The sequence below is a fragment of the Actinoplanes sp. NPDC049802 genome, assembly GCF_040656595.1.
Taxonomy (GTDB): Bacteria; Actinomycetota; Actinomycetes; order Mycobacteriales; family Micromonosporaceae; genus Actinoplanes.
In genome coordinates this window covers 1-21,610 of the sequence record NZ_JBFAMR010000014.1, presented here as the reverse complement: position 1 = coordinate 21,610, position 21,610 = coordinate 1, and the positions used below count along the sequence as shown (strand labels likewise).

Annotated in this window: 20 protein-coding genes; 11 read left to right on the top strand and 9 right to left on the bottom strand. The window is 71.4% G+C overall.

All coding sequences use genetic code 11. The features are described from left to right. The first annotated feature begins 3 nt into the window (after positions 1-3). The gene (locus AB0I88_RS12645) at positions 4-1,452 is read left to right on the top strand and encodes a protein phosphatase 2C domain-containing protein (RefSeq protein WP_361022016.1); all 1,449 of its coding nucleotides are present in this window, start codon (positions 4-6) and stop codon (positions 1,450-1,452) included. Then, positions 1,449-2,573 carry a hypothetical protein gene (locus AB0I88_RS12640; RefSeq protein ID WP_361022013.1) on the top strand — a complete coding sequence of 375 codons (1,125 nt, stop codon included), beginning with the start codon at positions 1,449-1,451 and terminating at the stop codon, positions 2,571-2,573. The genes AB0I88_RS12645 and AB0I88_RS12640 overlap by 4 nt, the downstream gene beginning before the upstream one ends. Here the strand turns inward: AB0I88_RS12640 and AB0I88_RS12635 are convergent, their stop codons facing one another. Continuing rightward, positions 2,574-3,920: a DUF4407 domain-containing protein gene (locus AB0I88_RS12635; protein WP_361022010.1), complete on the bottom strand. Its 1,347-nt coding sequence runs from the start codon at positions 3,918-3,920 to the stop codon at positions 2,574-2,576. Then, a complete protein-coding gene (locus AB0I88_RS12630; protein WP_361022007.1) occupies positions 3,911-5,704 on the bottom strand; it encodes a hypothetical protein in 1,794 nt (597 codons plus the stop codon). Before AB0I88_RS12630 ends, AB0I88_RS12635 begins: the two co-directional genes overlap by 10 nt. Before the next feature lie 176 nt (positions 5,705-5,880). Between AB0I88_RS12630 and valS the strand changes: the two genes are divergently transcribed. Continuing rightward, positions 5,881-8,412 (top strand): valine--tRNA ligase, encoded by a 2,532-nt coding sequence (gene valS, locus AB0I88_RS12625; protein ID WP_361022004.1) that lies wholly within the window; start codon positions 5,881-5,883, stop codon positions 8,410-8,412. Between the two features lie 23 nt (positions 8,413-8,435). Then, positions 8,436-8,975 (top strand): hypothetical protein, encoded by a 540-nt coding sequence (locus AB0I88_RS12620; protein ID WP_361022001.1) that lies wholly within the window; start codon positions 8,436-8,438, stop codon positions 8,973-8,975. Here AB0I88_RS12620 and AB0I88_RS12615 read toward each other — a convergent pair. Continuing rightward, positions 8,972-9,658 carry a hypothetical protein gene (locus tag AB0I88_RS12615; RefSeq protein WP_361022341.1) on the bottom strand — a complete coding sequence of 229 codons (687 nt, stop codon included), beginning with the start codon at positions 9,656-9,658 and terminating at the stop codon, positions 8,972-8,974. The two genes, AB0I88_RS12620 and AB0I88_RS12615, sit on opposite strands and share 4 nt — an antisense overlap. Positions 9,659-9,715: 57 nt before the next feature. On the opposite strand from AB0I88_RS12615, the gene AB0I88_RS12610 reads away from it, so the two are divergent. Next, entirely contained in the window at positions 9,716-10,849 is a 1,134-nt protein-coding gene (locus AB0I88_RS12610; protein WP_361021998.1) for a DNA recombination protein RmuC, read from the top strand. Here the strand turns inward: AB0I88_RS12610 and AB0I88_RS12605 are convergent. After that, the gene (locus AB0I88_RS12605; RefSeq protein ID WP_361021995.1) at positions 10,842-11,816 is read right to left on the bottom strand and encodes a 4-hydroxy-3-methylbut-2-enyl diphosphate reductase; all 975 of its coding nucleotides are present in this window, start codon (positions 11,814-11,816) and stop codon (positions 10,842-10,844) included. The genes AB0I88_RS12610 and AB0I88_RS12605 overlap by 8 nt on opposite strands. A gap of 90 nt (positions 11,817-11,906) precedes the next feature. On the opposite strand from AB0I88_RS12605, the gene AB0I88_RS12600 reads away from it, so the two are divergent. From AB0I88_RS12600 to AB0I88_RS12585, 4 genes are read left to right on the top strand one after another with little or no spacing between them, the layout of a single operon-like run. Beyond that, positions 11,907-12,416, top strand: a complete 510-nt coding sequence (locus AB0I88_RS12600) for a hypothetical protein (RefSeq protein ID WP_361021992.1) — start codon at positions 11,907-11,909, stop codon at positions 12,414-12,416. 45 nt (positions 12,417-12,461) lie between these two features. After that, positions 12,462-13,004 carry a hypothetical protein gene (locus AB0I88_RS12595; RefSeq protein WP_361021989.1) on the top strand — a complete coding sequence of 181 codons (543 nt, stop codon included), beginning with the start codon at positions 12,462-12,464 and terminating at the stop codon, positions 13,002-13,004. 9 nt (positions 13,005-13,013) lie between these two features. Next, positions 13,014-14,240: an exodeoxyribonuclease VII large subunit gene (xseA, locus tag AB0I88_RS12590; protein ID WP_361021986.1), complete on the top strand. Its 1,227-nt coding sequence runs from the start codon at positions 13,014-13,016 to the stop codon at positions 14,238-14,240. After that, positions 14,240-14,443 carry an exodeoxyribonuclease VII small subunit gene (locus tag AB0I88_RS12585; RefSeq protein ID WP_361021983.1) on the top strand — a complete coding sequence of 68 codons (204 nt, stop codon included), beginning with the start codon at positions 14,240-14,242 and terminating at the stop codon, positions 14,441-14,443. The genes xseA and AB0I88_RS12585 overlap by 1 nt, the downstream gene beginning before the upstream one ends. A 6-nt stretch (positions 14,444-14,449) precedes the next feature. On the opposite strand, the gene AB0I88_RS12580 is transcribed toward AB0I88_RS12585, so the two are convergent. Beyond that, positions 14,450-15,004, bottom strand: coding sequence for a DUF4245 domain-containing protein (locus tag AB0I88_RS12580; protein WP_361021980.1), 555 nt, complete (start codon positions 15,002-15,004; stop codon positions 14,450-14,452). Between the two features lie 99 nt (positions 15,005-15,103). On the opposite strand from AB0I88_RS12580, the gene glpX reads away from it, so the two are divergent. Continuing rightward, entirely contained in the window at positions 15,104-16,141 is a 1,038-nt protein-coding gene (gene glpX, locus AB0I88_RS12575; protein ID WP_361021976.1) for a class II fructose-bisphosphatase, read from the top strand. A 304-nt stretch (positions 16,142-16,445) separates the two neighbouring features. On the opposite strand, the gene AB0I88_RS12570 is transcribed toward glpX, so the two are convergent. From AB0I88_RS12570 to AB0I88_RS12555, 4 genes are all read right to left on the bottom strand, one after another. Next, positions 16,446-17,063 carry a rhomboid family intramembrane serine protease gene (locus AB0I88_RS12570; RefSeq protein WP_361021973.1) on the bottom strand — a complete coding sequence of 206 codons (618 nt, stop codon included), beginning with the start codon at positions 17,061-17,063 and terminating at the stop codon, positions 16,446-16,448. A 48-nt stretch (positions 17,064-17,111) separates the two neighbouring features. Continuing rightward, positions 17,112-17,876 carry a serine protease gene (locus tag AB0I88_RS12565; RefSeq protein WP_361021970.1) on the bottom strand — a complete coding sequence of 255 codons (765 nt, stop codon included), beginning with the start codon at positions 17,874-17,876 and terminating at the stop codon, positions 17,112-17,114. Positions 17,877-17,962: 86 nt separating this feature from the next. Further along, a complete protein-coding gene (locus AB0I88_RS12560; RefSeq protein WP_361021967.1) occupies positions 17,963-18,652 on the bottom strand; it encodes a lytic transglycosylase domain-containing protein in 690 nt (229 codons plus the stop codon). 227 nt (positions 18,653-18,879) lie between these two features. Further along, positions 18,880-20,292 (bottom strand): PhoH family protein, encoded by a 1,413-nt coding sequence (locus AB0I88_RS12555; protein ID WP_361021964.1) that lies wholly within the window; start codon positions 20,290-20,292, stop codon positions 18,880-18,882. 276 nt (positions 20,293-20,568) lie between these two features. Between AB0I88_RS12555 and otsB the strand changes: the two genes are divergently transcribed. Next, a complete protein-coding gene (otsB, locus tag AB0I88_RS12550) occupies positions 20,569-21,375 on the top strand; it encodes a trehalose-phosphatase (RefSeq protein ID WP_361021961.1) in 807 nt (268 codons plus the stop codon). Positions 21,376-21,610 lie beyond the last annotated feature (235 nt).

Here is a 21,610-nt window from a genome sequence, read left to right as displayed (position 1 = left end):
GGCATGGTGATGGGGAAGAAGCCGCAGCAACCCGAGCCGACGAGGGTCGAGTTCCCGCCGCACGTTCCGGCGAACCGGCCGGAGAGCGACTCGCCGGGCCGGGAGTTTCCCGAGTTGGAGGCGCTGGCGCCGTCTCACCTGCCACCGGCGCGGGGGCAGGTGTATGTGTCGCGCCGCCATGAGGTGGACCGCTACGACGATCCGGACGAGGACGAGCGGTACACCTTTCCCGGCCCGCCGCAGGATCCGTTCGAGGTGGCCGAGACGTCGGAGCCGCACCCCGTCGACGGGCACCGGCCGGACCGGGTTCCGGATTCCGGGCATCACGAGCACGACCCGCGCGCCTTCGACGAGATCCGGCGACATCAGGAGCGAGACTCGCGGGGGTACGCGGAGGCGGTCGCCCCCGAGGAGCCGGAGTGGGATGCGGCGGCCGCTTCGGGGCCGGCCGGGGACGGTGAGGAGCAGGCCGGCCCGTGGGAGCGGCATCCGAACGACCGCTGGGTGGTCGGTGACGCCGGGAACCAGCCGGCGGTGCGGTCGCGGGTGCCGCACAGGTTCCGTAATCCGCCGCCGGACACGGTGATCGACGGCGCGGAGATCGGCTCGATCTCGTACCGTGCGGCATCGGTGCGCGGGATCAGCCATCAGGAGCGGGGTGAGCCGCGGCAGGACGCGTACGCGGTGCATTTCACCCGTGACCAGGCCTGGCTGGTGGGGTGCATCTCGGATGGCGTGTCGCAGGGGACGCGTTCGCACGAGGCGGCGGCGGCGATCTGTGAGCGGATCAGCCGCGCCCTGGTGGATCATCTGATCGCGTCGCCGCCGTCGGCGGACAGTGGTCGCTGGCCGGAGGAGATCGGGAGCATCCGCTGGGCGGACGCGGTGCGGTCGGCGAATGCCGCGGTGTGTGAGCTGGCCCGGCCGTACCTGGAGAAGTCGGCGCAGAAGCGGGGTGGGCCGCCGGCGGTGGAGCCGGGTGATCCGGTGCCGTTCGCGCAGGCCCGGCTGATCATGTCGGGGACGGCGCTGGCGTTCGTGGTGGCGACGGAGCCGTCGCCGAACGGCACGTTCCGGGCGATGTTGGCGAATGTGGCGGGTGATTCGGCGGCGTTCGTGGTGCAGGACGGGCACTGGGTGCCGCTCACGATGATCAAGAACGAGGGTGAGGCGATCTTCTCCAGTGCGGTGAAGGCGCTGCCGGCCGACACCGAGGTGCATGCGAAGCCGTTCTATCTGGAGCCGGGCCAGCCGTTGATCATGATGACGGACGGGCTCGGTGATCCGCTGGGGGCGGCCCGGGGAGCGGTGAGCCGGTTTCTCGGCACGCGGTGGCGCACTCCTCCGGATCTGCTGGCGTTCGCGCAGCATCTGGCGTTCTACCGGAAGACGTTCACCGACGACCGTACCGCCGTGGTGGTGTGGCCGGGCCCGGTCCGGAGCGCGAGATGACCGCTCCGCTGGAGTTGACGCCGGGCCGGCTCGGCCGTCTGGACGAGCTGGCCCGGGGCGGCACGGCGACCGTCTATCTGGCGCCGGAGTTGCGGCTGCCGGGGCTGGGCGACGAGCGGTTCGTCTACAAGAAGTACAACGAGGCGACGAAGCGGGGCGCGGGCCCGTCACTGGGCACGGGACTGTCGAATTTCGTGCGGTTCCGGGAGCGGCTGCCGGAGGAGCAGCGGGAGGCGTGGGACGCGCGGATCATCTGGCCGGTGTCGGTGGTGGTCGACGATTCCGGCGCCGCCGACGGGGTGATCATGCGGTTGATCCCGGAGCGGTATTTCCAGGAGTTCACCAAGCGGGCCGGTGGGGTGAACCGGAAGCCGCGTGAGGTGGAGACGTTGTTCGGCGACGATGTGACGTCGGCGCGCAAGGGTCTGCCGCGGGTCGATCTGCTGGCGCGGATCCGGCTGATCCGGGCGATCGCCGCGGCGTACGGGATGATGCACAAGCAGAACGTGGTGGTCGGCGACATCTCCGGCCGCAACATCATCTACGACCCGGATCCGGCCCGCCCGAGCATCATGGTGGTGGATGTCGACAGTGCCCGGATCAGGGGCAACCGGGCGGTTTTCGGGATGCAGCCGCACACGCCGAATTGGCTGCCGCCGGAGGCGCGGCTGGCGAGCGCGGAGTTGCAGCGGGCCTCCCGGTCGTCGCCGGCGGCGCCGGTGGAGACGCTGGACCGGCTGCGCAGCCGGTGGGCGATTCAGACGACGGCCACGGATGTGTACAAGTTCGCCCTGATGACGGTGCGGATTCTCAGTAACGGCCGGGGCGGGGCGGTGAGCCTGGATCCGGCGCGGGCGCGCGGCATTCTGAAGGCGGGGATCGGTGACACCGCCGCCGATCTGCTGGACGCGAGTTTCTCCGGTGACGCGAAACAGCGGCCGACGATGCGCGACTGGTATGACGCGCTGCAGCACCGCATGCCGGGGTCGAGGACGCCGTCGCCGCGTCCGGCCACGGCGGAGAAGCCGTCGGCGCTGTTGGCGAACGGTCACCGGGTCGGCCAGTGGGTGTGGGTCGAGGGGCAGGGCTGGGTGCGGAGTGGTTCCCGGGTCCGTCCGTGACTATGGGGTCCGCTGCCCCGGAACGCTGTTGGGTTGGTGTGCCCCGGAGTAGCCGGGCGGGCTGACCGGCCCGGAGTCGCGGACCCAGTGGCGCAGGTCCTCTTCGGCCTGTTCGAGGGTCCGCTGCCGCCATGTCTCCAGGACCCGGCCCATCACCTCGGTCTGGGTGTCGACGATCACCTGGTTGCCGGCGATCGCCGCTTCGGAGGCGCGGCGCAGCCGGTCCTGTTCGGTGCGCAGTTCGTGGTCGCGGCGTTCCCGGTCGAGTCGTCGCAGGTGGTCGCCGTTCTCTCGGGCGACCTTCTCGTAGTCGGTCTCCGGCCCGAGGACCTGCAGCGTCTTCATCAGCACCGGCAGCAGTTCGAGGGCGAGGAAGAGCAGGAACAGCATGAAGTGCGCGGTCTGCAGGGTGGGCCGGTCACCGGCGATCTCCTCGAGCGCTTCGAGGCGGGCGAGCAGGCCGGTGTCCTCCTTGGACGCCGCCGCATGTGCCGCTTTGTCGGCTTCGAGCCGGGCGCGGAGTTCGGTGAGGCGTTCCCGGTTCTCGGTGAGGCGGGTGCGGGCGGCGTCGGCGGCGCTGGTCTGGGCGGTGCTGAGGGCGGCGCGGGCGGCGGTGCGGGCGGCGGTGAGCCGGGTGGAGGCCTCGTTGCGGGTTTCGCGGGCTTCCTTCTGGATGGCGACTTTCTCCCGGTAGGCGATGCCGGCGCCCGCCGCGCCGGATCCGCAGGTGCCCTCTTTCTCGCAGACCACGTCGGCCTGGGCTTTGAGGAACGCTTTCTGGGCCGCGTCGTACTGTTTGCGGGCGTCGACGACGGCCGGGTCCTTCTCGATGTTGATGCCCGCGCCGCCGGCGGCGACCTGTTCGTCGGCGGCGATGGTCTTCTCGAGTTCGGGGATGCTCGCGTAGTCGGGGTTCTGCGCGGTCTGCCGGTTGTATTCGGCGACCTGCCGGGCGTGCATGACGGTGAGCTGGGTCCTGATCTCGGCTTCGAAGATCTTCAGCACGACCGGGGTGGAGATGACGGCGCCGAGCACGAGGGCGAGCAGGAGCCGGGGGATCGCCATCATGAGGGTGAGCCGCCTGCTGCCCTGCCGGGTCATCTGCACGACGAGCAGCCGGTCCAGGTTGAAGATGATCAAACCCCAGGCCAGACCGATGAGTACGGCGGCGAGCACCCCGGTGCCGAGTGCCATGTGGACGGCCATGGCGGCGGACGCGGCCGCCACCAGGGCGGTGGAGACGATGACACCGCCCATGGCCGCGTACCGCAGTTCGTCGCCCGGTGTGACCCCGAGCACCTTCGCCTGTCCGCCCGCGAATCCGGCGAGGGTCCTTTTCAAGCCCATGGTCTCCTCAATCTCGGCCACCTGCGCCGGGGCCGGCCGGGCCGCTCGCCGAAGAAGCGTGCGACGTCGATCGGGAATCGGGTCAGTGACAGTGCGGCGGGTGGTTCCGCGGGCACCGGCACCGGAGGTATGTCGGGCAGCATGTGCCGGCTGTAGTGGGCGAGCATGTCGGCCCACTGGTCGGTGCGCGGGTCGCGCGCGTCCAGTGGGCTGCCGGGAAGCCGCACCTCGGTGATCCGGGGCAGCCGGAAGACGTGCACGTGCGCGGTGTCGGCCCGGTGTCCGCCGACCCGGTTCGCGGCCCGCAGCCGGACCGCTCCGGGCCGGGTCATGACGACCTGGACCTGGCCCTGGTCGCGGCCGGTGGCGACGACGACGGCCCCGTCCGGTCCGGTGATCTCCAGCCGGTCGATGTAGCGGCCGCGCCAGCGCACGGTCACCGGCGAGCCGTCCGGCACGATCACCGGGCTGACCTGGACCTGTTCGATGACCGGTGGTCCCTGCAGGACGGTCGCCCGGTGGTCGAGGTAGTCGCTCCACTCGGTGGCGGACGGCAGCCGGTCGGCGACGTTGGAGCGGGCTCGCCGCAGCAGGGCCTGCCCATCGGTGTCGAGGAACGCGAAGACGCAGTGGTCGACGAACCGGCCGAGCCAGAACAGGTCGGCCGACCGGTCGGTTCCGAGCCGCGCGCCGGTGCAGTCGGTGATCAGCACCTCGGGGTCGGTGCCGGTGGTGTACGCCGCCGATTCGAGGGCCGCCTCGCCGAGCACGGCGCCGACGGCGTGTGCGGCGGCCATCGCGGCGGCGAGGGCGGCGCAGAGCCGGGCGCGCAGCACCCCGTCGGAGGCGTCCGGCGTGTCCGGGCCGGACAGCGGCTCCGGTCCCCGCGCGGTCATCCGGCCCGCGGCGAACCGGTCCGGCGGCCGCGGCAGCAGCAGACCGACGGCGGTGGCCGGATCGTCGCCGACGACCACCCGGTACGGCCACAGCAGTCGTTCCGCCAGTTCGTCGCCGCCGGGGGCGGCCCGGACCGCGACGAGGTCGATCAGGTCGGCGGCCGGCCGCCCACCGGGTTCGGCGAAGCGGTGGAACACGCCGGCGCCGGGTTCAGCCACGTGGCGGAACGCGCCGGCGTCGCGTTCGGCGACGACCCATTGGGCGTAACGGAGGCGGGTGAGGCCGTGCTCGGCGGACTGGTGGGCGCCGCGGGCGATCCAGTGGGCCACGTCCGGCACGTCGGCCAGCGACGAGATCACCGTGGCGTCGACGTCGGTGTGCTCGGCGGCCAGGTCCTCGGCGATGGTGCCGTCGGCGCCGGGCAGGCTCACCAGCAGCACCATCGGCGTCCACTCGAGCAGGGCGGCCAACTCGGCGGCCCGGTCGCCGGCGCCGTCCAGGGAGTGCCCGGAGGTCGCCACCACCACGATCGGCGGCCGCACCTCGGCGGCGTCGGCCTCCAGCAGGTCGATGTCGCCGGTGATCCGGCGGCGCAGGGCGCGCAGAGCGGCGGCCAGGGTCGGCTCCTCGATGGTGGTGACCATCTGCGGGATGCGCGAGACCAGATCGACCTGCTGCAGCTGCATCAGGGTGGTGGTGTGGTCGGCGTTGTCGTACAGCTCGATGCCCCAGCGGACCGCCCAGGCCAGCAGCGGATCGCCGGTGATCTCGTCGGCGAGGTGGCCGAGGAGCAGGTTGACGGCGGCCAGGTCCTCCTCGCGCATGCGCACGGACGCGTCGCAGAGCAGGTAGAGCGGCTGCAGTGTCTCCTGTGCGGTGTGCGTCACCCGGATCCTCGGCATCTCTCCGGGGCGCTGACCCGGCCCGGCCCACAGTAATCAGGTGATTCCACATCGCACATCGCCGGAACGGTCCCGTCAGCCGCGGTCCACTGCGGAGCGCCGGGTAGCGACACGGTCAAAACGGCTCGCCGGTCCGGCCGGGTGGCCCTACGCTGACCGGCATGACTGATACGGGAACCGGGCGTCACGGTCCCCCCGAGCGGCCGTCGTTGGACGGGCTCGAGGAGAAGTGGGCGCCGCGCTGGCAGGAGGAGGGCACATACGCGTTCGACCGTTCCAAGGAGCGGGCCGACGTGTATGCGATCGACACACCTCCGCCTACCGTATCGGGCTCGTTGCACGTCGGGCACGTCTTCTCGTACACGCACACCGACACGGTCGCGCGGTTCCAGCGGATGCGCGGCAAGACCGTCTTCTATCCGATGGGGTTCGACGACAACGGGCTGCCGACCGAGCGGCGGGTGCAGAACCTGTTCCAGGTCCGGTGCGATCCGTCGCTGCCCTACGACCCGGACTGGGAGCCGTCGCCGGGTGCCGGCGAGGAGCGGATCTCCCGGCGTAACTTCGTCGAGCTGTGCGGCCGGCTGACCGTCGAGGACGAGAAGGGGTTCGAGGCGCTGTGGCGGCGGCTCGGCCTGTCCGTCGACTGGGGGCTGACGTACACGACCATCGGCGCGACCGCCCGGGCCGTCTCGCAGCGGGCGTTCCTGGCGAATCTGGCGGCCGGTCAGGCGTACACGGCGGAGGCGCCGACGTTGTGGGACGTCGGCTTCCGCACGGCTGTCGCGCAGGCGGAACTGGAGGATCGGAAGCGGCCGGGGGCGTACCACACGTTGCGTTTCCACGGCCCGGACGGGCCGGTCGAGATCGACACCACCCGGCCGGAGCTGCTGCCGGCGTGTGTCGCCCTGGTGCGTCATCCGGACGATTCCCGCTTCGCGGGTCTCACCTCGGTCCGGACCCCGTTCTTCGACGTCGAGGTCCCGGTCCGTGCCCACCCGCTCGCCGACCCCGCCAAGGGTACGGGCATAGCGATGGTCTGCACGTTCGGCGACCTGGCCGACGTCACGTGGTGGCGTGACCTGGACCTGCCCACGCGGGTCGTGCTGGGCCGTGACGGCCGGTTCCTGCCGGACGCCCCGGACGGTGTCCCGGTCGCCGCCTACCGGGGGTTCGCCGGGCTGACCGTCGCGGCGGCGCGCGCCGAGACGGTCCGGTTGCTGCGCGAGTCCGGCGATCTGGTCGGCGAGCCGCGCCCGGTCACGCATCCGGTCAAGTTCTACGAACGCGGCGACCGTCCGCTGGAGATCGTCACGAGCCGGCAGTGGTTCATCCGCAACGGCGGCCGCGACCCTCAGCTGCGGGAGCGGCTGCTGGCCCGGGGCCGGGAGCTGCGGTGGACGCCGGACGGCATGCGGCACCGCTACGAGCATTGGGTCAACGGCCTGACCGGGGACTGGCTGATCAGCCGGCAGCGGTTCTTCGGCGTGCCCATCCCGGTCTGGTACGAGCTGGACGCGCACGGCGAACCCGACTACGGCCGGCTGCTGGTCCCGGACGACGCGGCGCTGCCGGTCGACCCGTCGTCGGACTGTCCGCCCGGTTTCACCGAGGCGCAGCGGGACGTTCCGGGCGGGTTCACCGCCGACCCGGACGTCATGGACACGTGGGCCACGTCGTCGCTGTCGCCGCAGATCGTCACCGGCTGGAGCACCGACGACGACCTGCACGCCCGCACGTACCCGATGGATCTTCGCCCGCAAGGTCAGGAGATCATCCGGACCTGGCTGTTCTCGTCGGTGTTGCGGGCCGATCAGCTCGGCGGGACCCTGCCGTGGCGGCGGGCGGTGCTGTCCGGCTGGATCCTCGACCCGGACCACAGGAAGATCTCGAAGTCGCTGGGCAACGAGGTCGAGACCCCGATTCAACTGCTGGAACAGTTCGGGTCGGACGCGGTCCGCCACTGGGCGGCGAGCGGCCGGCCGGGCGCCGATCTGGCGTTCGAGCCGGCGCAGCTGAAGGTGGGGCGGCGGCTGGCGACGAAGCTGCTGAACGCGTCGAGGTTCGCGCTCGGGCTGGGCGCGGCCGCGGCGCTGCGCCGGCCGGTCACCGAGCCGCTGGACCGGGCCGTGCTGGGCCGGCTGGCCGAGGTGGTCGTCACGGCGACGACGGCGTTCGAGGAGTACCAGCACACCGACGCGTTGCAGGCCACCGAGACGTTCTTCTGGACGTTCTGCGACGACTACATCGAGCTGGTCAAGGACCGGGCGTATGCGGAGGGCCCGGGCGGTGACTCGGCCCGGGCGGCGCTGGCGGCCGGGCTGTCGGTGCTGTTGCGCCTGTTCGCGCCGTTCCTGCCGTACGTCACCGAGGAGGTCTGGTCGTGGTGGCGCTACGGTTCGGTGCACCGGGCCACCTGGCCCACGAGGTACGAGCTGACCCGGGTGGCGCCGGAGAGCGATCCGGCGCTGCTCGACCTGGCCGGTGAGGCGCTGCGGCAGGTCCGCCGGGCCAAGTCGGACCGGAAACTGTCGATGCGGACCGAGGTGCCGCTGGCCGAGGCGCTCGGCCCGGCCGAGATGCTGGACCGGCTGGCGCTGATCGACGGCGACTTCCGGGCGGCCGGCCGGATCGGCAAGCTCGATCTGCTTCGCGACCGCACCCCGGAGCTGGTGATCGCCTGCGCATTCTGAGTCCGGCGGCCACCATGGGAGGCATGTCGCTCGCCCCTGAGGAGGTCCGGGCCCCGGCCCGGGACGCGGTGCTGTTCCGGTCGTCGCCGGCCCGGACCTTCGTCATGGTGTTCGCCGTGCTGATGGTCGCCTACCTGGCGGTGTCGCCAGCCGTCGACTGGATCGCCGGGGACACCGGCGACCCGTGGTGGGTGACCGTGCTGCAGGCGGTGCTGATCGGTGCGGGCGTGGCCGGGGCGTACTCGGTGTCCGCCCGCGCCGCACTGCCCACCTGGGTGCGGGTGTCGTCGGGTGGCCTGGAGCTGGCCGCGCAGGAGTCCGACCCGGTCCTGCTGGACTGGGCGGACATCGCGGCCGTGGTGATCCGCCGGGACGGGCTGCGGACCGTGCTGGAGGTGGTGCCCGCCGATCTGGACAGCGTGCACCCGGTGCAGGAGGGCGACACCGGTGGGCCGGCGCTGGCCGACACGCCACGCGGACCGGCGTTCACCGCCGATCTCACCCAGATCTGGCCGGGCCCGCGGGCGCTGCGCCGCGAGATCGCCCGCCGCATGCGGCGCTAGAAGTCGCCGCCGAAGTCCCCGAAGTCCCCGAAGTCGCCGCCGAAGTCACCGGGGTCACCGGAGGCGTCGAAGTCCATGTCGCCGAACCCGGGTGACAGCAGCGCGTCGAAGATCAGCATGCCGCCGAGGACGCCCGCGCCGGCGCCGAGCGCCGTCTTCCACACCGGCGTCGAATACCACCCGGCGGGCACCGGCCGGCCCTGCACCCGCCCGCCCGGGTAGTAGTAGGGGGTGTCCTTGCCCGGCCGTGGCGCCGCCTTGTAGGAATGCCCCTCGACCGTCACCTCGCGCTCCTGGGTGATCTGGCCGGCGCCCTGGGCGGCGTGCAGCGGCGGCAGGTCGGGCCCGGGGTCGAGGCCCATGGCCAGGCGGGCGGCCCGCACATAGGTGAGACCCTCCAGCGCCGACTCCCGGGCCAGCTCGAACTGCCGGACCGAGCCGGCCTGCTGCAGTTGGCCGCCGGCCGCGTTGTAACGCTCGCCCGCGTCGGCGAGCGCCTGCCGGGCGGCCGGGTCGTCGGAGCTGAGATTCATCACCTGGCCGCCGAGCCGCTCATACCACCGCTGGGCGTCGGCGCGGGCGTCGTCGAGTCGCGTCTGCCGGCGGGCCTGGCCGCTGCGCTGAACGGCGGCGATGAACAGCAGAACCATCGCGACGATGGCCAGAAGCAGCAACACGCGCATCATGTTTTCCACGCTACCCCCGCCTGTCGCGCCCGGCCCTTCTGGCAATCTGCGGTGGTGACGTTCTCGACACTGGTTGTGGTCCTCGCCTGTCTGGCCGCCGGGGCGGCGATCGGCTGGCTCGCGGCGCGGGCCCGCGCCGCCACCGACATCGCCCGCCTGGAGGCGACGCTCGCGGCCGCCCGTGACGGCGAGCAGCGGCTGGAGCAGTCGCTGCGGGCACTGTCCTATGAGGCGACCGCCCAGTCGCAGGAGGCGGTGGCCCGGGCCGTCGCGCCTCTGCACGACACCCTTCAACGGTACGAGCAGCGCGTCGCCCAACTGGAGCACGACCGTGTCGACGCCTACGCCGAGCTGCGTGAACAGGTGCGGTCGATGGGCCTGGTGTCGGGTGAGCTGCGGACCGAGACCCGGCAGCTGGTGGCCGCGCTGCGGGCCCCGCAGGTGCGCGGCCGGTGGGGTGAGCACCAGCTGCGGCGCATCGTCGAGGCGGCCGGGCTGCTGGAACACTGCGACTTCGCCGAACAGGTGACCGCCGCCACCGACGAGCAGGGGGTGCGGCCCGACCTCGTGGTGCGGCTGTTCGGCGGGCGGACCGTGGTGGTCGACGCGAAGGCCCCGCTGGAGGGGTATCTGTCGGCCATGGAGGCTCGCGACGAGCACACCCGCGACGGCCATCTCGATCAGCACGCCCGGCATCTGCGCATGCACGTGGACGCGCTGTCGGCGAAGCGGTACTGGTCGGCGTTCGAGTCGGCGCCCGATTTCGTGGTGTTGTTCGTGCCGGCCGACCCGTTCCTGGACGCCGCCCTGCAACGGGATCCGGCGCTGATGGAGCACGCCTTCCGCCGCAACATCGTGCTGGCCACCCCGGCCACGCTGATCGCCATGCTGCGGACGGTCGCCTACTCGTGGCGGCAGGAGGCACTGACCCGCAACGCCGCCGCCGTGCACAGCCTGGCCCGTGAGCTCTACGGCCGGCTGTCGACACTCGGCGACCATGTGGACAAGCTGGGGACATCGCTGTCCGCGGCGGTCACCGCCTACAACCGGGCGGTCGGGTCGCTGGAGTCACGGGTGCTGGTCAGCGCCCGCAAACTGGCCGAGATGGGAGTCTCCGACGAGGAGCTGCTCCCGCCCGTACAGGTGGAAGTGGCCCCTCGCCAGCCGCAGGCGCCGGAACTCAGCTAGCCTTCGCCGCCGCCGCGGCCTTCATGTCGCGGCGCAGCTCCTGCGGCAGCGAGAACGTCAGGCGCTCCTCGGCGGTGGTGAACTCGGTGACCTCGCCGAAGCCCCGCTCGGCGAGGTGCGCCAGCACCTCCATGACCAGGTCGTCGGGGACGCTGGCGCCGGACGAGACACCGACCGTGGTGGCACCGGCCAGCCACTCGTCCTGGATCTCGGAGGCGTAGTCGACCAGGTGGCCGGCCCGGGCGCCGGCGCCGAGAGCCACCTCGACGAGACGCACCGAATTCGACGAGTTGGTGGAACCGACCACGATCACCACGTCACACTCCGGCGCGATCTCCTTGATCACGTGCTGCCGGTTGGAGGTGGCATAGCAGATGTCGTCGCTCGGCGGCGACTCCAGCAGCGGCAGCCGCTGCTTGAGCCGGGCGACCGTCTCCATCGTCTCGTCGACCGACAGCGTCGTCTGGGACAGCCACACCACCTTCGACGGGTCGCGGACCACCACGTTGTCCACGTCGTCGGGGCCGTCGACGAGCTGAATGTGCTCGGGGGCCTCGCCCGCGGTGCCGATGACCTCCTCGTGGCCCTCGTGACCGATGAGCAGGATGTCGTAGTCGGCGGCGGCGAACCGTTTGGCCTCGTGGTGCACCTTCGTCACCAGGGGGCAGGTCGCGTCGATCGCCTTGAGGTTGCGCTCACGCGCCTGGTCGTGCACCTCGGGGGCGACGCCGTGGGCCGAGAACACCACGGTCGAACCCTCGGGCACCTCGTAGTTCTCCTCGACGAAGATCGCGCCACGGGCTTCGAGGGTGCTGACCACGTGCTTGTTGTGCACGATCTGCTTGCGCACGTAGACCGGGGCGCCGTAGAGCCTCAGCGCCTCCTCGACGGTCTGCACGGCGCGGTCGACACCGGCGCAGTAGCCACGCGGCTTGGCGAGCAACACCCGCTTACGAGGTTCAGTCACCCGGCCATGGTACGTGCACCACCCGGCACCCCGCCTCCGGCGCGATCAGCGCCACAACCGTTCTGGCGCCGCCTTGCCATACTCGCGCGCATGACCGTGACCGGAACCGCCGCGACCGGAGCCGGGAACATCGCGCCCGGCCGGATCCTCCGCCTGGTGATCGGGCAGATGAGCCTCACCGCCGGCGTGTTCTGGCTGGTCATGGCCCTGACCGTGCCGTACCCGCGCGACTTCTTCGTGGGTGGGGCGCTCGCTGCGGGCGGCCTGGCCCTGCTGCTGTGGAGACGGCTGCGCCCGCCCGTCCGGTTCGTGTCGGTCACCGCCGCGATGACCGCGATCGGCGGCACGGCGGCCGGTCTCGCCGTCCACACCACCAGCATGGGCGGGATGTTCGGCTGGTTCGAGAGTCGCGGGTGGCCGTTCGCGTGGGCCGGGCTCGGCGGGCTGGCCGACACCACGGAGGAGGCGCACCGGCAGGCGGTGGCGGACGGCTGGGGTCTCGACTGGTTCCGTCTTCTCGTGGACGTGACGCTCTGGGCGTACGCCGGATTGGTGGTGGCCGTGGTGATCGGCCTGGCCTGGCGCGCTCTGCGCAAATGACCCGTTTCGCCCCGGATACCGCGTTAGCGGTCTGATAATCGACTCGTGAACGCGGAGCTGTGGCCCTCGATTCCGGCCGTCCTCCGCGTGATGGCGGGCTGGTTCCTGCTCGGCGTCGGCCTGCTGAACCTGGCGGTCGAGGCGGACGGCGGCCTGGACCGCGTGTACCTGGTCTTCCACGTGGTCCTCGCGGCCGGCGGCGCGCTGCTGCTGATGCGGCGGCGGCTGATCCCGAGCCGCCCCGGCATCCTGCTCGGCGCCGGTGTCACCCTGGCCGCGACGGTGGCGTCCACGATCCCCACCACGTCGCGGTGCTGCATGGAGGCGTACCCGGAGCGGCACGGCTACCCGTTCCCGTTCCTGGGCGTCGGCGGCGGCGGGCACACCGACGTCAAGTACCTCGCCGCCGACCTGACCTTCTGGTTCTGTGCGGGCCTGCTCCTGCTGGCCGTGCTGACGGTGGCCGAGGCCCGGCTGCCGGAGCGGCGCACCCCGGTCGATCTGACCCGGTACGCCGGCCACGCCGAACCGCGCATGATGGCCGCCACCGGCGATCGCACCGGCGAAAATGTCGGAGGGCTTACGTAGTCTGGCCGGGTGAACGAGCCCGACAGCACGGCACGCAGCACCGCCGAGGACCCGTGGCCGGTCCGCGTGGTCAGCCAGAAGATCGGCGGCTGGATAGCCAAGCTCGGCTGGGTGTGGGTGGACGGGCAGGTCGCCCAGATCAGCCGCCGCCCCGGCTCCGGCGTGGTGTTCCTGACGCTGCGTGACCCGTCGGCCGATCTGAGCCTGACCGTGACGGCGCACCGTGACGTGCTCGACGCCGGCGCCCCCGAGCTGTCCGAGGGCGCCCGGGTGACGATGCACGCCAAGCCGGAGTTCTATCCGGCCCGGGGCACGCTGAGCCTGCGCGCCGACGAGATCCGCCAGGTCGGCCTCGGCGAGTTGCTGGCCCGGCTGGAGAAACTGAAGCGCCTGCTCGCCGCGGAGGGCCTGTTCGCCCGCGAGCGCAAGCGACCGCTGCCGTTCCTGCCGCGGCGGATCGGCCTGATCACCGGCCGGGCCAGCGCCGCCGAGCGGGACGTGCTGATGAATGCTCGCCGCCGCTGGCCGTCGGTGGACTTCCGGGTGATCAACGTGCCGGTGCAGGGCGCCACCGCGGTGCCCCCGATCATCGACGCGCTCAAGGTGCTCGATCACGACGACACCGTCGACGTGATCGTGATCGCCCGCGGCGGCGGCGGTGTGGAGGACCTGCTGCCGTTCTCCGACGAGGCGCTGTGCCGGGCGGTGTTCGCGGCGCGGACCCCGGTGGTCAGCGCGATCGGCCATGAGACCGACACTCCGCTGCTCGACTACGTGGCCGATCTGCGGGCGTCCACCCCGACCGACGCGGCGAAACGGATCGTGCCCGACCTGGCCGAGGAGCAGCGGCTGATCACCACCGCCCGGGCCCGGCTCGACCGGGCGGTGCTCACCCTGATCGACCGGGAGCGGCAGCGGATCGACGCGTGGCGGTCCCGGCCGGTGCTGGCCCGCCCGGAGGTTCTGGTCGACCAGCGGGGCGCCGAGGTGACGGCCCTGCGCGACCGGGCCGTGCGCAGCCTGGAGCACCGGCTGCGCCGCGCCGACGACGCGCTGGAGCACACCGTGGCACGGCTTCGTGCCCTGTCCCCGGCCAAGACGCTGGAGCGGGGTTACGCGATCGTGCAACGCTCCGACGGCCACGTGGTCCGCGCCGCGGACGAGGTGGCGGCGGACGACCTTGTTCGGATCCGGCTCGCCGAGGGCGAGCTGCAGGCTGCGGTGGTGGAGAGCTGATGAGCGACGACAACCTGACCTATGAGCAGGCGCGTACCGAACTGGCGACGGTGGTGGAGCGGCTGGAGCAGGGCGGCGGCACCCTGGAGGAGTCGCTGGCCCTGTGGGAGCGCGGCGAGCGGCTGGCCGACGTGTGCCGGCGCCGGCTCGACGGCGCACGGGAGCGCATCGAGACGGCCCGGGCGGCTCGCGCCGACGACTAGCCGGGTTCAGGGCAGGGCGGAGGCCAGCTTCTGGAGGTTCTCGGTGTCCCCACCATCCCCGATGATCACGATGGTCCGGTCCGGTTCGGCCGAGATCAGCGCGGTCTCGCCCGGCCGGCCGGTGTACTGCATCCACACCCGCGCGTCGGTGCGGTAAGCGCCGACCCGGGTGCCGGAGTCGCCGACCTCCGCCGGGATCAGGGTGGCCGACGCCACGGTGCTCTGGATGAGCTGCATGGCCTTGCCGGCCGGGCCGACGTATCCGATACGCAGCGTGGCGCCGCCGTCGGCACGCCGGAAGACGGCCGACGAGACGTGCCAGTCGTCCTCGTCGAGGCCCCGCGGCTGGGCGACCGGAAACTCCCGCTCCGCCTGCTGGATCGCCGACGTCGGGTCGATCGAGATCGGTTCGTCCCCGTCCAGGACCACCCGGTAGAAGGTCAGGAGCAGCGCGATCGGCACCAGCAGCACGAGCAGCGACAGGAGCATGTCGCGCGGCGACCGGCCTTCCCGCGCGGCGAGGCGGGGTGACGGCTGGGGTTCGGCGGGGGTGGGTTCCACCAAGCCATTGTTAACCATGTCGCTGAATCGAGACTTGGCGCGTCCTGAGATGCCAGGATCGGAGGACATCCAGCCCCGCAACGTCGCGAGGAGGCCGCCGTGCCCGCCCGAGTCCCCCAGGACCTCGACCGTAACATCGCCCTCGACCTCGTCCGCGTGACCGAAGCCGCCGCCATGGCGGCCGGCCGCTGGGTCGGCCGCGGAGACAAGAACGGCGGTGACGGCGCCGCCGTCGACGCCATGCGCAAACTCATCAACTCGATCCAGATGCGCGGCGTCGTCGTCATCGGTGAGGGTGAGAAGGATGAGGCGCCCATGCTCTACAACGGGGAGAAGGTCGGAGACGGCACCGGCCCCGAGGTGGACGTCGCGGTCGACCCGATCGACGGCACCACACTGATGAGCAAGGGCATGCCCGGTTCGATCGCGGTTCTCGCGGTGGCCGAGCGCGGCGCCATGTTCGACCCGAGCGCCGTCTTCTACATGGACAAGATCGCCGTCGGGCCGGACTGCGCCGACGTCATCGACATCGACGCCGGTGTGAAGGAAAATCTGCGCCGCATCGCCAAGGCCAAGCGGTCCAGCGTCTCCGACGTGACGGTGTGCATCCTGGACCGGCCGCGCCACACCGAGCTGGTGGAGCAGGTGCGGCACGCGGGCGCCAACATCAAGTTCATTTCGGACGGTGACATCGCGGGCGCCATCTCGGCGGCCCGGCTGGAGTCCGACGTCGACGTGCTGATGGGCGTCGGCGGCACCCCGGAGGGCATCACCGCGGCGTGCGCCCTCAAATGTCTCGGCGGCATGATCCAGGCCAAGCTGTGGCCGCTCGACGACGCCGAGCGGGAGAAGGCGATCGCCGGCGGCCACGACCTCGACCGTGTCCTCACCACCGACGACCTGGTCACCGGTGACAACTGCTTCTTCGTGGCGACCGGTGTGACCAGCGGCGACCTGCTCAAGGGCGTCCGTTACCGGTCCGGCGGCGCGCACACGCAGTCGATCGTGATGCGGTCCAAGAGCGGCACGATCCGGGTCATCGACTCCTACCACCGGCTGGAGAAACTGGCCCTCTACTCGGCGGTCGACTTCGACGGCCATCTGCCGGCGGTCCCGCTGAGCGACCCGATCATCTGATCGGCACGTCCACCCCACAGGGCCGATTTCCGGTACGGGTGGGACCAGTCGCCGCCGGACGACGCGAGCCGGGCGCGGCTCAAGCCTGTGCCGCGCCCGCCGGGCTGAGCTCGGTGGTCCAGCCGCCCTCAGAGCTGCCTCACCACCCCCGGAACAGCGCCCGGAGCCGGCTCGATCTTCTCGACTGGCCCCAGCGGTGCCTCACAACGCCCGAGACAGCGCAGTGGGGGCCAGCCGACCACCGCGGCCGGCCCGCAGCACTGCCTCACGACACCCGAACAGCGCTCAGGGCCGGCCGGGAGGATCAGCGGCGGCGGAACATGATCGCGGCGATGATGCCGCCGAGCAGGCCGAGCGCGTGCCCCTGCCAGGAGACGCGCTGGTCGGTCGGCAGGATGTTGAAGAACTGGTACCAGTAGAGCAGCCCGATGAACGCGGCCACCGCCAGATGCCACCAGCTGCGCTCGACCAGTCCGCGGGCCAGCAGCAGACCGAGATAGCCGAAGATCACGCCGCTGGCGCCGACCACCACCGTGTTCGGGTCGCCGACGAACCAGACGCCGAGCCCGGCGACCGCCATGATCAGGGCGGTGGACCAGGCGAACCGGCGCACTCCCCCGGCCAGCACGAACGTGCCGAGCAGGATGAGCGGGACGGCGTTGCCGTACAGATGCTCCCAGTCGGCGTGCAGGAACGGGCTGAACAGCACCCCGTCGATCCCCTCGACGGCGTGCGGGATGATGCCGCCGGCCACGTCGAGGGTGCCGGCCCCGAGAGCGACGTCGATCCCCTCGATCAGGAACAACGCCGGGACCACGGCGCACATCGTCACGAACGCGCGGCCCAGCGACGCGTAGAAAGCCTCGGTGCCGAAGCGCCCCGCATCGTCCGTGCGTGCGCCGGCCGCCCACCCGTACCCCATGTCTCGATGGTCGCAGGGTGGCGCACGCACGGCCACTCGAGGAGACGGTCAGCTCAGCTTGCGCACGGCCTGCCCGATCGCCTCCCGGTACGCGGAGATCTGGGTGTACACGCCGAAGTATCCGTCGCGGGCGCAGCCCAGGCCCCAGCTGACGATCCCGACCTGAACCCACCGCCCGGCCCGGTCGCGGCGCACCATGGGGCCGCCGGAGTCACCCTGGCAGGTGTCGACGCCACGCCGCCCCGCGCAGATCGACTTCTCCTGCGCCAGTTCGACGCCGGCCTTGCGGTAGGCGGCCGCGCACTCGGCGTCCGGGATCGTCGGCACCGTCGCGTAGTGCAGCCGGCGCTCCTGCCGCGGTGAGCTCTCCCGGGTCTGCCCCCAGCCCATCACCGTGAAGGTGCCCTGGTCGACGTCGTCGGCGGCGAGTTCCAGGGTGGGCAGGGGAAGCTCACGTTCCAGGCGGACCACCGCCCAGTCGTCGCCGGCGGTCTCGGTCACGAAGTCCGGGGAACGGTAGACCTCGACCGACTTGACGCTCGTCGCGTGTTCGGAGTCCAGGTCGGTGGCGCCGGCGGTGACGGTGATCCGGTCGTTCGGGCCGGTCGGCCCGACGCAGTGCCCGGCGGTGAGCACCACCCGGGGTGCGGCGAGGGCGCCGCCGCAGCCCATCGAGAGCCGGACCGCCCAGGGGAACCGGCCGGCACCGGCGATCTTGCCGCCGACCACCTCACGCAGCGGCGGCTTCCCGGCCTCGGCCCGGGCGACGCCCGCGCCGGCCGTGGCCGACACCAGGACCGCGAGCAGAGACAAACCCGCTTTCTGGACCATACGGACATTGCATCACAGCAAAAACGGGGCCACGCGGATTGCCGCGCAGCCCCGTCAGCGAGCTCGGATCAGTACCAGCCGACGTCCTGCGAGTGACCCCAGGCGCCACAGGGCGTGTTGTAGCGGCCTTCGATGTAGCGCAGACCCCATTTGATCTGGGTGGCCGGGTTGGTCTTCCAGTCGTCGGCGACCGACGCCATCTTGCTGCCCGGAAGTGCCTGCGGAATCCCGTACGCCCCGGAGGACCGGTTTGTGGCCTTGTAGTTCCAGCCACTCTCCTTGTCCCACAGGTTCTCCAGGCACGGGAACTGGTCGAGGCCGAACCCGGCGTCGAGCATCAGCGCACAACCGATCTTGCGGCTACCGCTGTACTCGTTGCAGGACTCCGGGATCTCCCCGGTGAAGGCGACCGGGCCGGAGGCCTCCTCGGCCTTCTTGGCCTCTTCGGCCTCCTTGGCCTCGATGACCTTCTTCTCCAGCGTGCGCGCCTTGGACGCGGCCGCCTTCGCCTCTTCGGCCGCCTTGGCCGCGGCGGCCGCCTCCGCCTGCGCCCGGTGCGCCCGGGCCGCGGCGTGGTCCGCCTGGCGCTGCCTCAACAGCCGGATCTCGTCCTCATTGGCCTGCGCGATGAGCTGCGCCTGGGCGCCCTGCTGCTGGACGTCCCGGTCCTGCCCGAGGTACACGCCACCGGTGAGTCCCGCCACGAGAAGACCGACGGACGCCGCACGGACTCCGAGCCGGCTCCAGAGCCGCTTCACGAAGATTCCCTTCGTCGGGGGCAATGAGGCGGCGCGTCTCCGCCGCCTGATGGGGCGGACCGCGCCGCGAGCACCGCGACAAGTGGTGAATCATCGCCTGATGCCCGCGGAACACCATGGCGCAAGGTGAAGTGGATGTGAAACGCCAGCGCGGTGATGTGACTTTAGTCACGAGACTTTCTGGCTTAATCCGGCACGAAATCACCGCGCTGGCGCTATCAAGATCACTACAGCGGGATCTCCTCCAGCAGGTCGGTCACCACCTCGGCGATCGGCGACCGCTCCGACCTCGTGAGGGTCACGTGCGCGAAGATCGGGTGGCCCTTCAGCGCCTCGATCACCGCGGTGACACCGTCATGCCGGCCGACCCGCAGATTGTCGCGCTGAGCCACGTCATGGGTCAGCACCACCCGCGAGTTCTGCCCGATCCGGGACAACACGGTGAGCAGCACGTTGCGTTCCAGCGACTGCGCCTCGTCGACGATCACGAAGGCGTCGTGCAGGCTCCGGCCCCGGATGTGGGTCAGCGGCAGCACCTCGAGCATGCCGCGGGCCAGCACCTCCTCGACCACGTTGGCGTGCACCACCGAACCGAGGGTGTCGAAGACCGCCTGGGCCCACGGCGACATCTTCTCCGACTCGCTGCCGGGCAGGTAGCCGAGTTCCTGGCCGCCGACCGCGTACAACGGGCGGAACACCACCACCTTCTTGTGGCGGTTGCGCTCCATGGTGGCCTCCAGGCCCGCGCACAGCGCCAGGGCCGACTTGCCGGTGCCCGCCCGGCCGCCCAGCGACACGATGCCGATCTGTTCGTCGAGCAGGATGTCCAGCGCCACCCGCTGCTCCGCCGACCGGCCCCGCAGCCCGAACGCGTCCCGGTCCCCGCGGACCAGCTTGACGGACTTGTCCGGGCTGACCCGCGCCAGCGCCGACCCGCGCGGCGAGTGGATCACCAGGCCGGTGTGACAGGGCAGGTTCTCCGCCTCCTCCACCTCCAGCTCGTCACCGGCGTACAGCGAGTTCACCTGCTCCTCGGACAGCTCCAGGTCGGCCATGCCGGTCCAGGTGGGATCGCTGGCCTGACCGTGCCGGTACTCGTCGGCGGTCAGGCCCACCGAGGCGGCCTTCACCCGCAGCGGCATGTCCTTGCTCACCAGGGTGACATCGCGCCCCTCGGCGGCCAGCCCGAGCGCCACGGAGAGGATCCGCGTGTCGTTCGAGTCGTTGCGGAACCCGTGCGGGAGCGCGCTCTGATCGGCGTGGTTGAGCTCGACCCGCAGCGTGCCGCCCTCGTCGTTGCAGAGCACCGGCTGGTCCAGCCGGCCGAACTTGATCCGCAACTCGTCCAGCATCCGCAGCGACTGACGCGCGAACCAGCCGAGCTCGGGGTGGTGACGTTTCCCCTCCAGTTCGGAGATGACCACGAGCGGGATGACCACTTCGTGGTCGGTGAACCGGCGAAACGCCGCCGGGTCGGACAGCAGGACCGAAGTGTCCAGGACGAAGACCCTGCCGGCAGGGGCGGGCTCCGCGTCGGTGTGCCGGTCCCGGGTCCTACGGCGCCCGGTGGTGGCGCGGCTGCTGGGCACTTTGTCGGCCGGGTTCTGGTCGATCCCGGCATCGGTACGGCGAGATGTCACAGGCCTGCTCCAGCGGGCGTGCAACCCGGTCCGCCCGCGGTCCGCCACCTACCGGTCGCCGGCCCTCTGCACGGGGTCGGATTGCGGTCCCCGTGGCGCAGTCGTCGCAGGTCCGGGCCGACCGGCTGGCCCGGGACGACCCCGCGCCATGACTCAAACGCTAGCGGTCAACTACGCCGCGCGGTAGTGCGCAAAATCCACCTCGCGAGGGTGATGACCGCCGCATCGGGAAATCGCCCGGCATAAAAGGCGACCATCCACGGGTAGTCTGGGCGCGTGGCAGAGACTGCACGTCCGACCCATCCACTGACCACCGACGAGGCGTGGGCGTTCACCGCTGAGCGCGCCTCCGCGACGACATTCTTCTTCGACTTCGACGGTGTCCTGTCCCCCGTCACCGAAGATCCGGACGCCTCCCAGCCGGTGCCCGAGGTGCTCGGCGTTCTGGAGCGGCTCGCCGATTCGGTCGCCCGGGTGGCGATCGTCTCCGCCCGGCCGGTCAGTTTCCTGCGATCCCGCTTCGAGACCCTCGACAACGTCGACCTGCACGGGCTCTACGGTCTCGAGGTGTGGCACGACGGCCAGGTCGTCACCGAGCCGGCCGCTCTCGACTTCGTCCCCGCCATGTCCAGCCTGGCCGAGGCCGCCCGGGCCGAGCTGCCCGGCGAGACCCTGGTGGAGTACAAACGGCTCTCCGTCGCCCTCCACTACCGGACCGCCCCCGATCAGGCCCGCGCCGTCGAGCGCTGGGCTCACGAGCAGGCCGAGCGCCTGGGCCTGCGCATCCAGCACGGCCGCATGGTGGTCGAGTTGAAACCCCCGGTCGACCAGGACAAGGGCATGGTCATCACCGAAGGCGTCCGCAACGCCGGCTGCGCCTGGTATTTCGGCGACGACATGTCCGACATCAAGGCCTTCGACGCGCTGCGGGCGCGCGAGGCCGTCGACCCGGCCTTCTTCGGCATGGCGGTGGCGGTCGCCAACCCCGAGACCGGCGCCGAGGTCTCCAGCGCCGCCGACCTCACCCTCGAGTCCCCCCAGGCCGTCGCCACCTTCCTGACCGAGGGCCTGCGCCGCTTCTAAACCTTCTTCGGTACGGGAACGAGCCGCTCCCCACAGGATCCGGCCCGTCCCGCCGACGCCACGCGAGCACCCGCCCGCTCCATCCTGTGCCGCGCCCACCGGGCTGAGCTCGTGGGTTCGGCTGGCTCTGGGCTGCCTCACGCGTGTTGGTAGCGGCCTCGCTGTGGAGGCGGCCCTGCCATGGCGGCCGTGATCCACAACTGACGGACCTGATCCGCGATAGGCGCGAGATCCC

What these genes read in the sequence shown, in the direction of transcription:
- AB0I88_RS12570 (WP_361021973.1), bottom strand. Translation starts at nt 17,063, where the DNA reads ATGGGGTACGGGTGGGCGGCCGGCGCACGCACGGACGATGCGGGGCGC.
- AB0I88_RS12600 (WP_361021992.1), top strand. Translation starts at nt 11,907, where the DNA reads ATGACCGTGACCGGAACCGCCGCGACCGGAGCCGGGAACATCGCGCCC.
- AB0I88_RS12645 (WP_361022016.1), top strand. Translation starts at nt 4, where the DNA reads ATGGTGATGGGGAAGAAGCCGCAGCAACCCGAGCCGACGAGGGTCGAG.
- AB0I88_RS12635 (WP_361022010.1), bottom strand. Translation starts at nt 3,920, where the DNA reads ATGGGCTTGAAAAGGACCCTCGCCGGATTCGCGGGCGGACAGGCGAAG.
- AB0I88_RS12615 (WP_361022341.1), bottom strand. Translation starts at nt 9,658, where the DNA reads ATGCGCGTGTTGCTGCTTCTGGCCATCGTCGCGATGGTTCTGCTGTTC.
- AB0I88_RS12640 (WP_361022013.1), top strand. Translation starts at nt 1,449, where the DNA reads ATGACCGCTCCGCTGGAGTTGACGCCGGGCCGGCTCGGCCGTCTGGAC.
- AB0I88_RS12620 (WP_361022001.1), top strand. Translation starts at nt 8,436, where the DNA reads ATGTCGCTCGCCCCTGAGGAGGTCCGGGCCCCGGCCCGGGACGCGGTG.
- AB0I88_RS12585 (WP_361021983.1), top strand. Translation starts at nt 14,240, where the DNA reads ATGAGCGACGACAACCTGACCTATGAGCAGGCGCGTACCGAACTGGCG.
- valS (WP_361022004.1), top strand. Translation starts at nt 5,881, where the DNA reads ATGACTGATACGGGAACCGGGCGTCACGGTCCCCCCGAGCGGCCGTCG.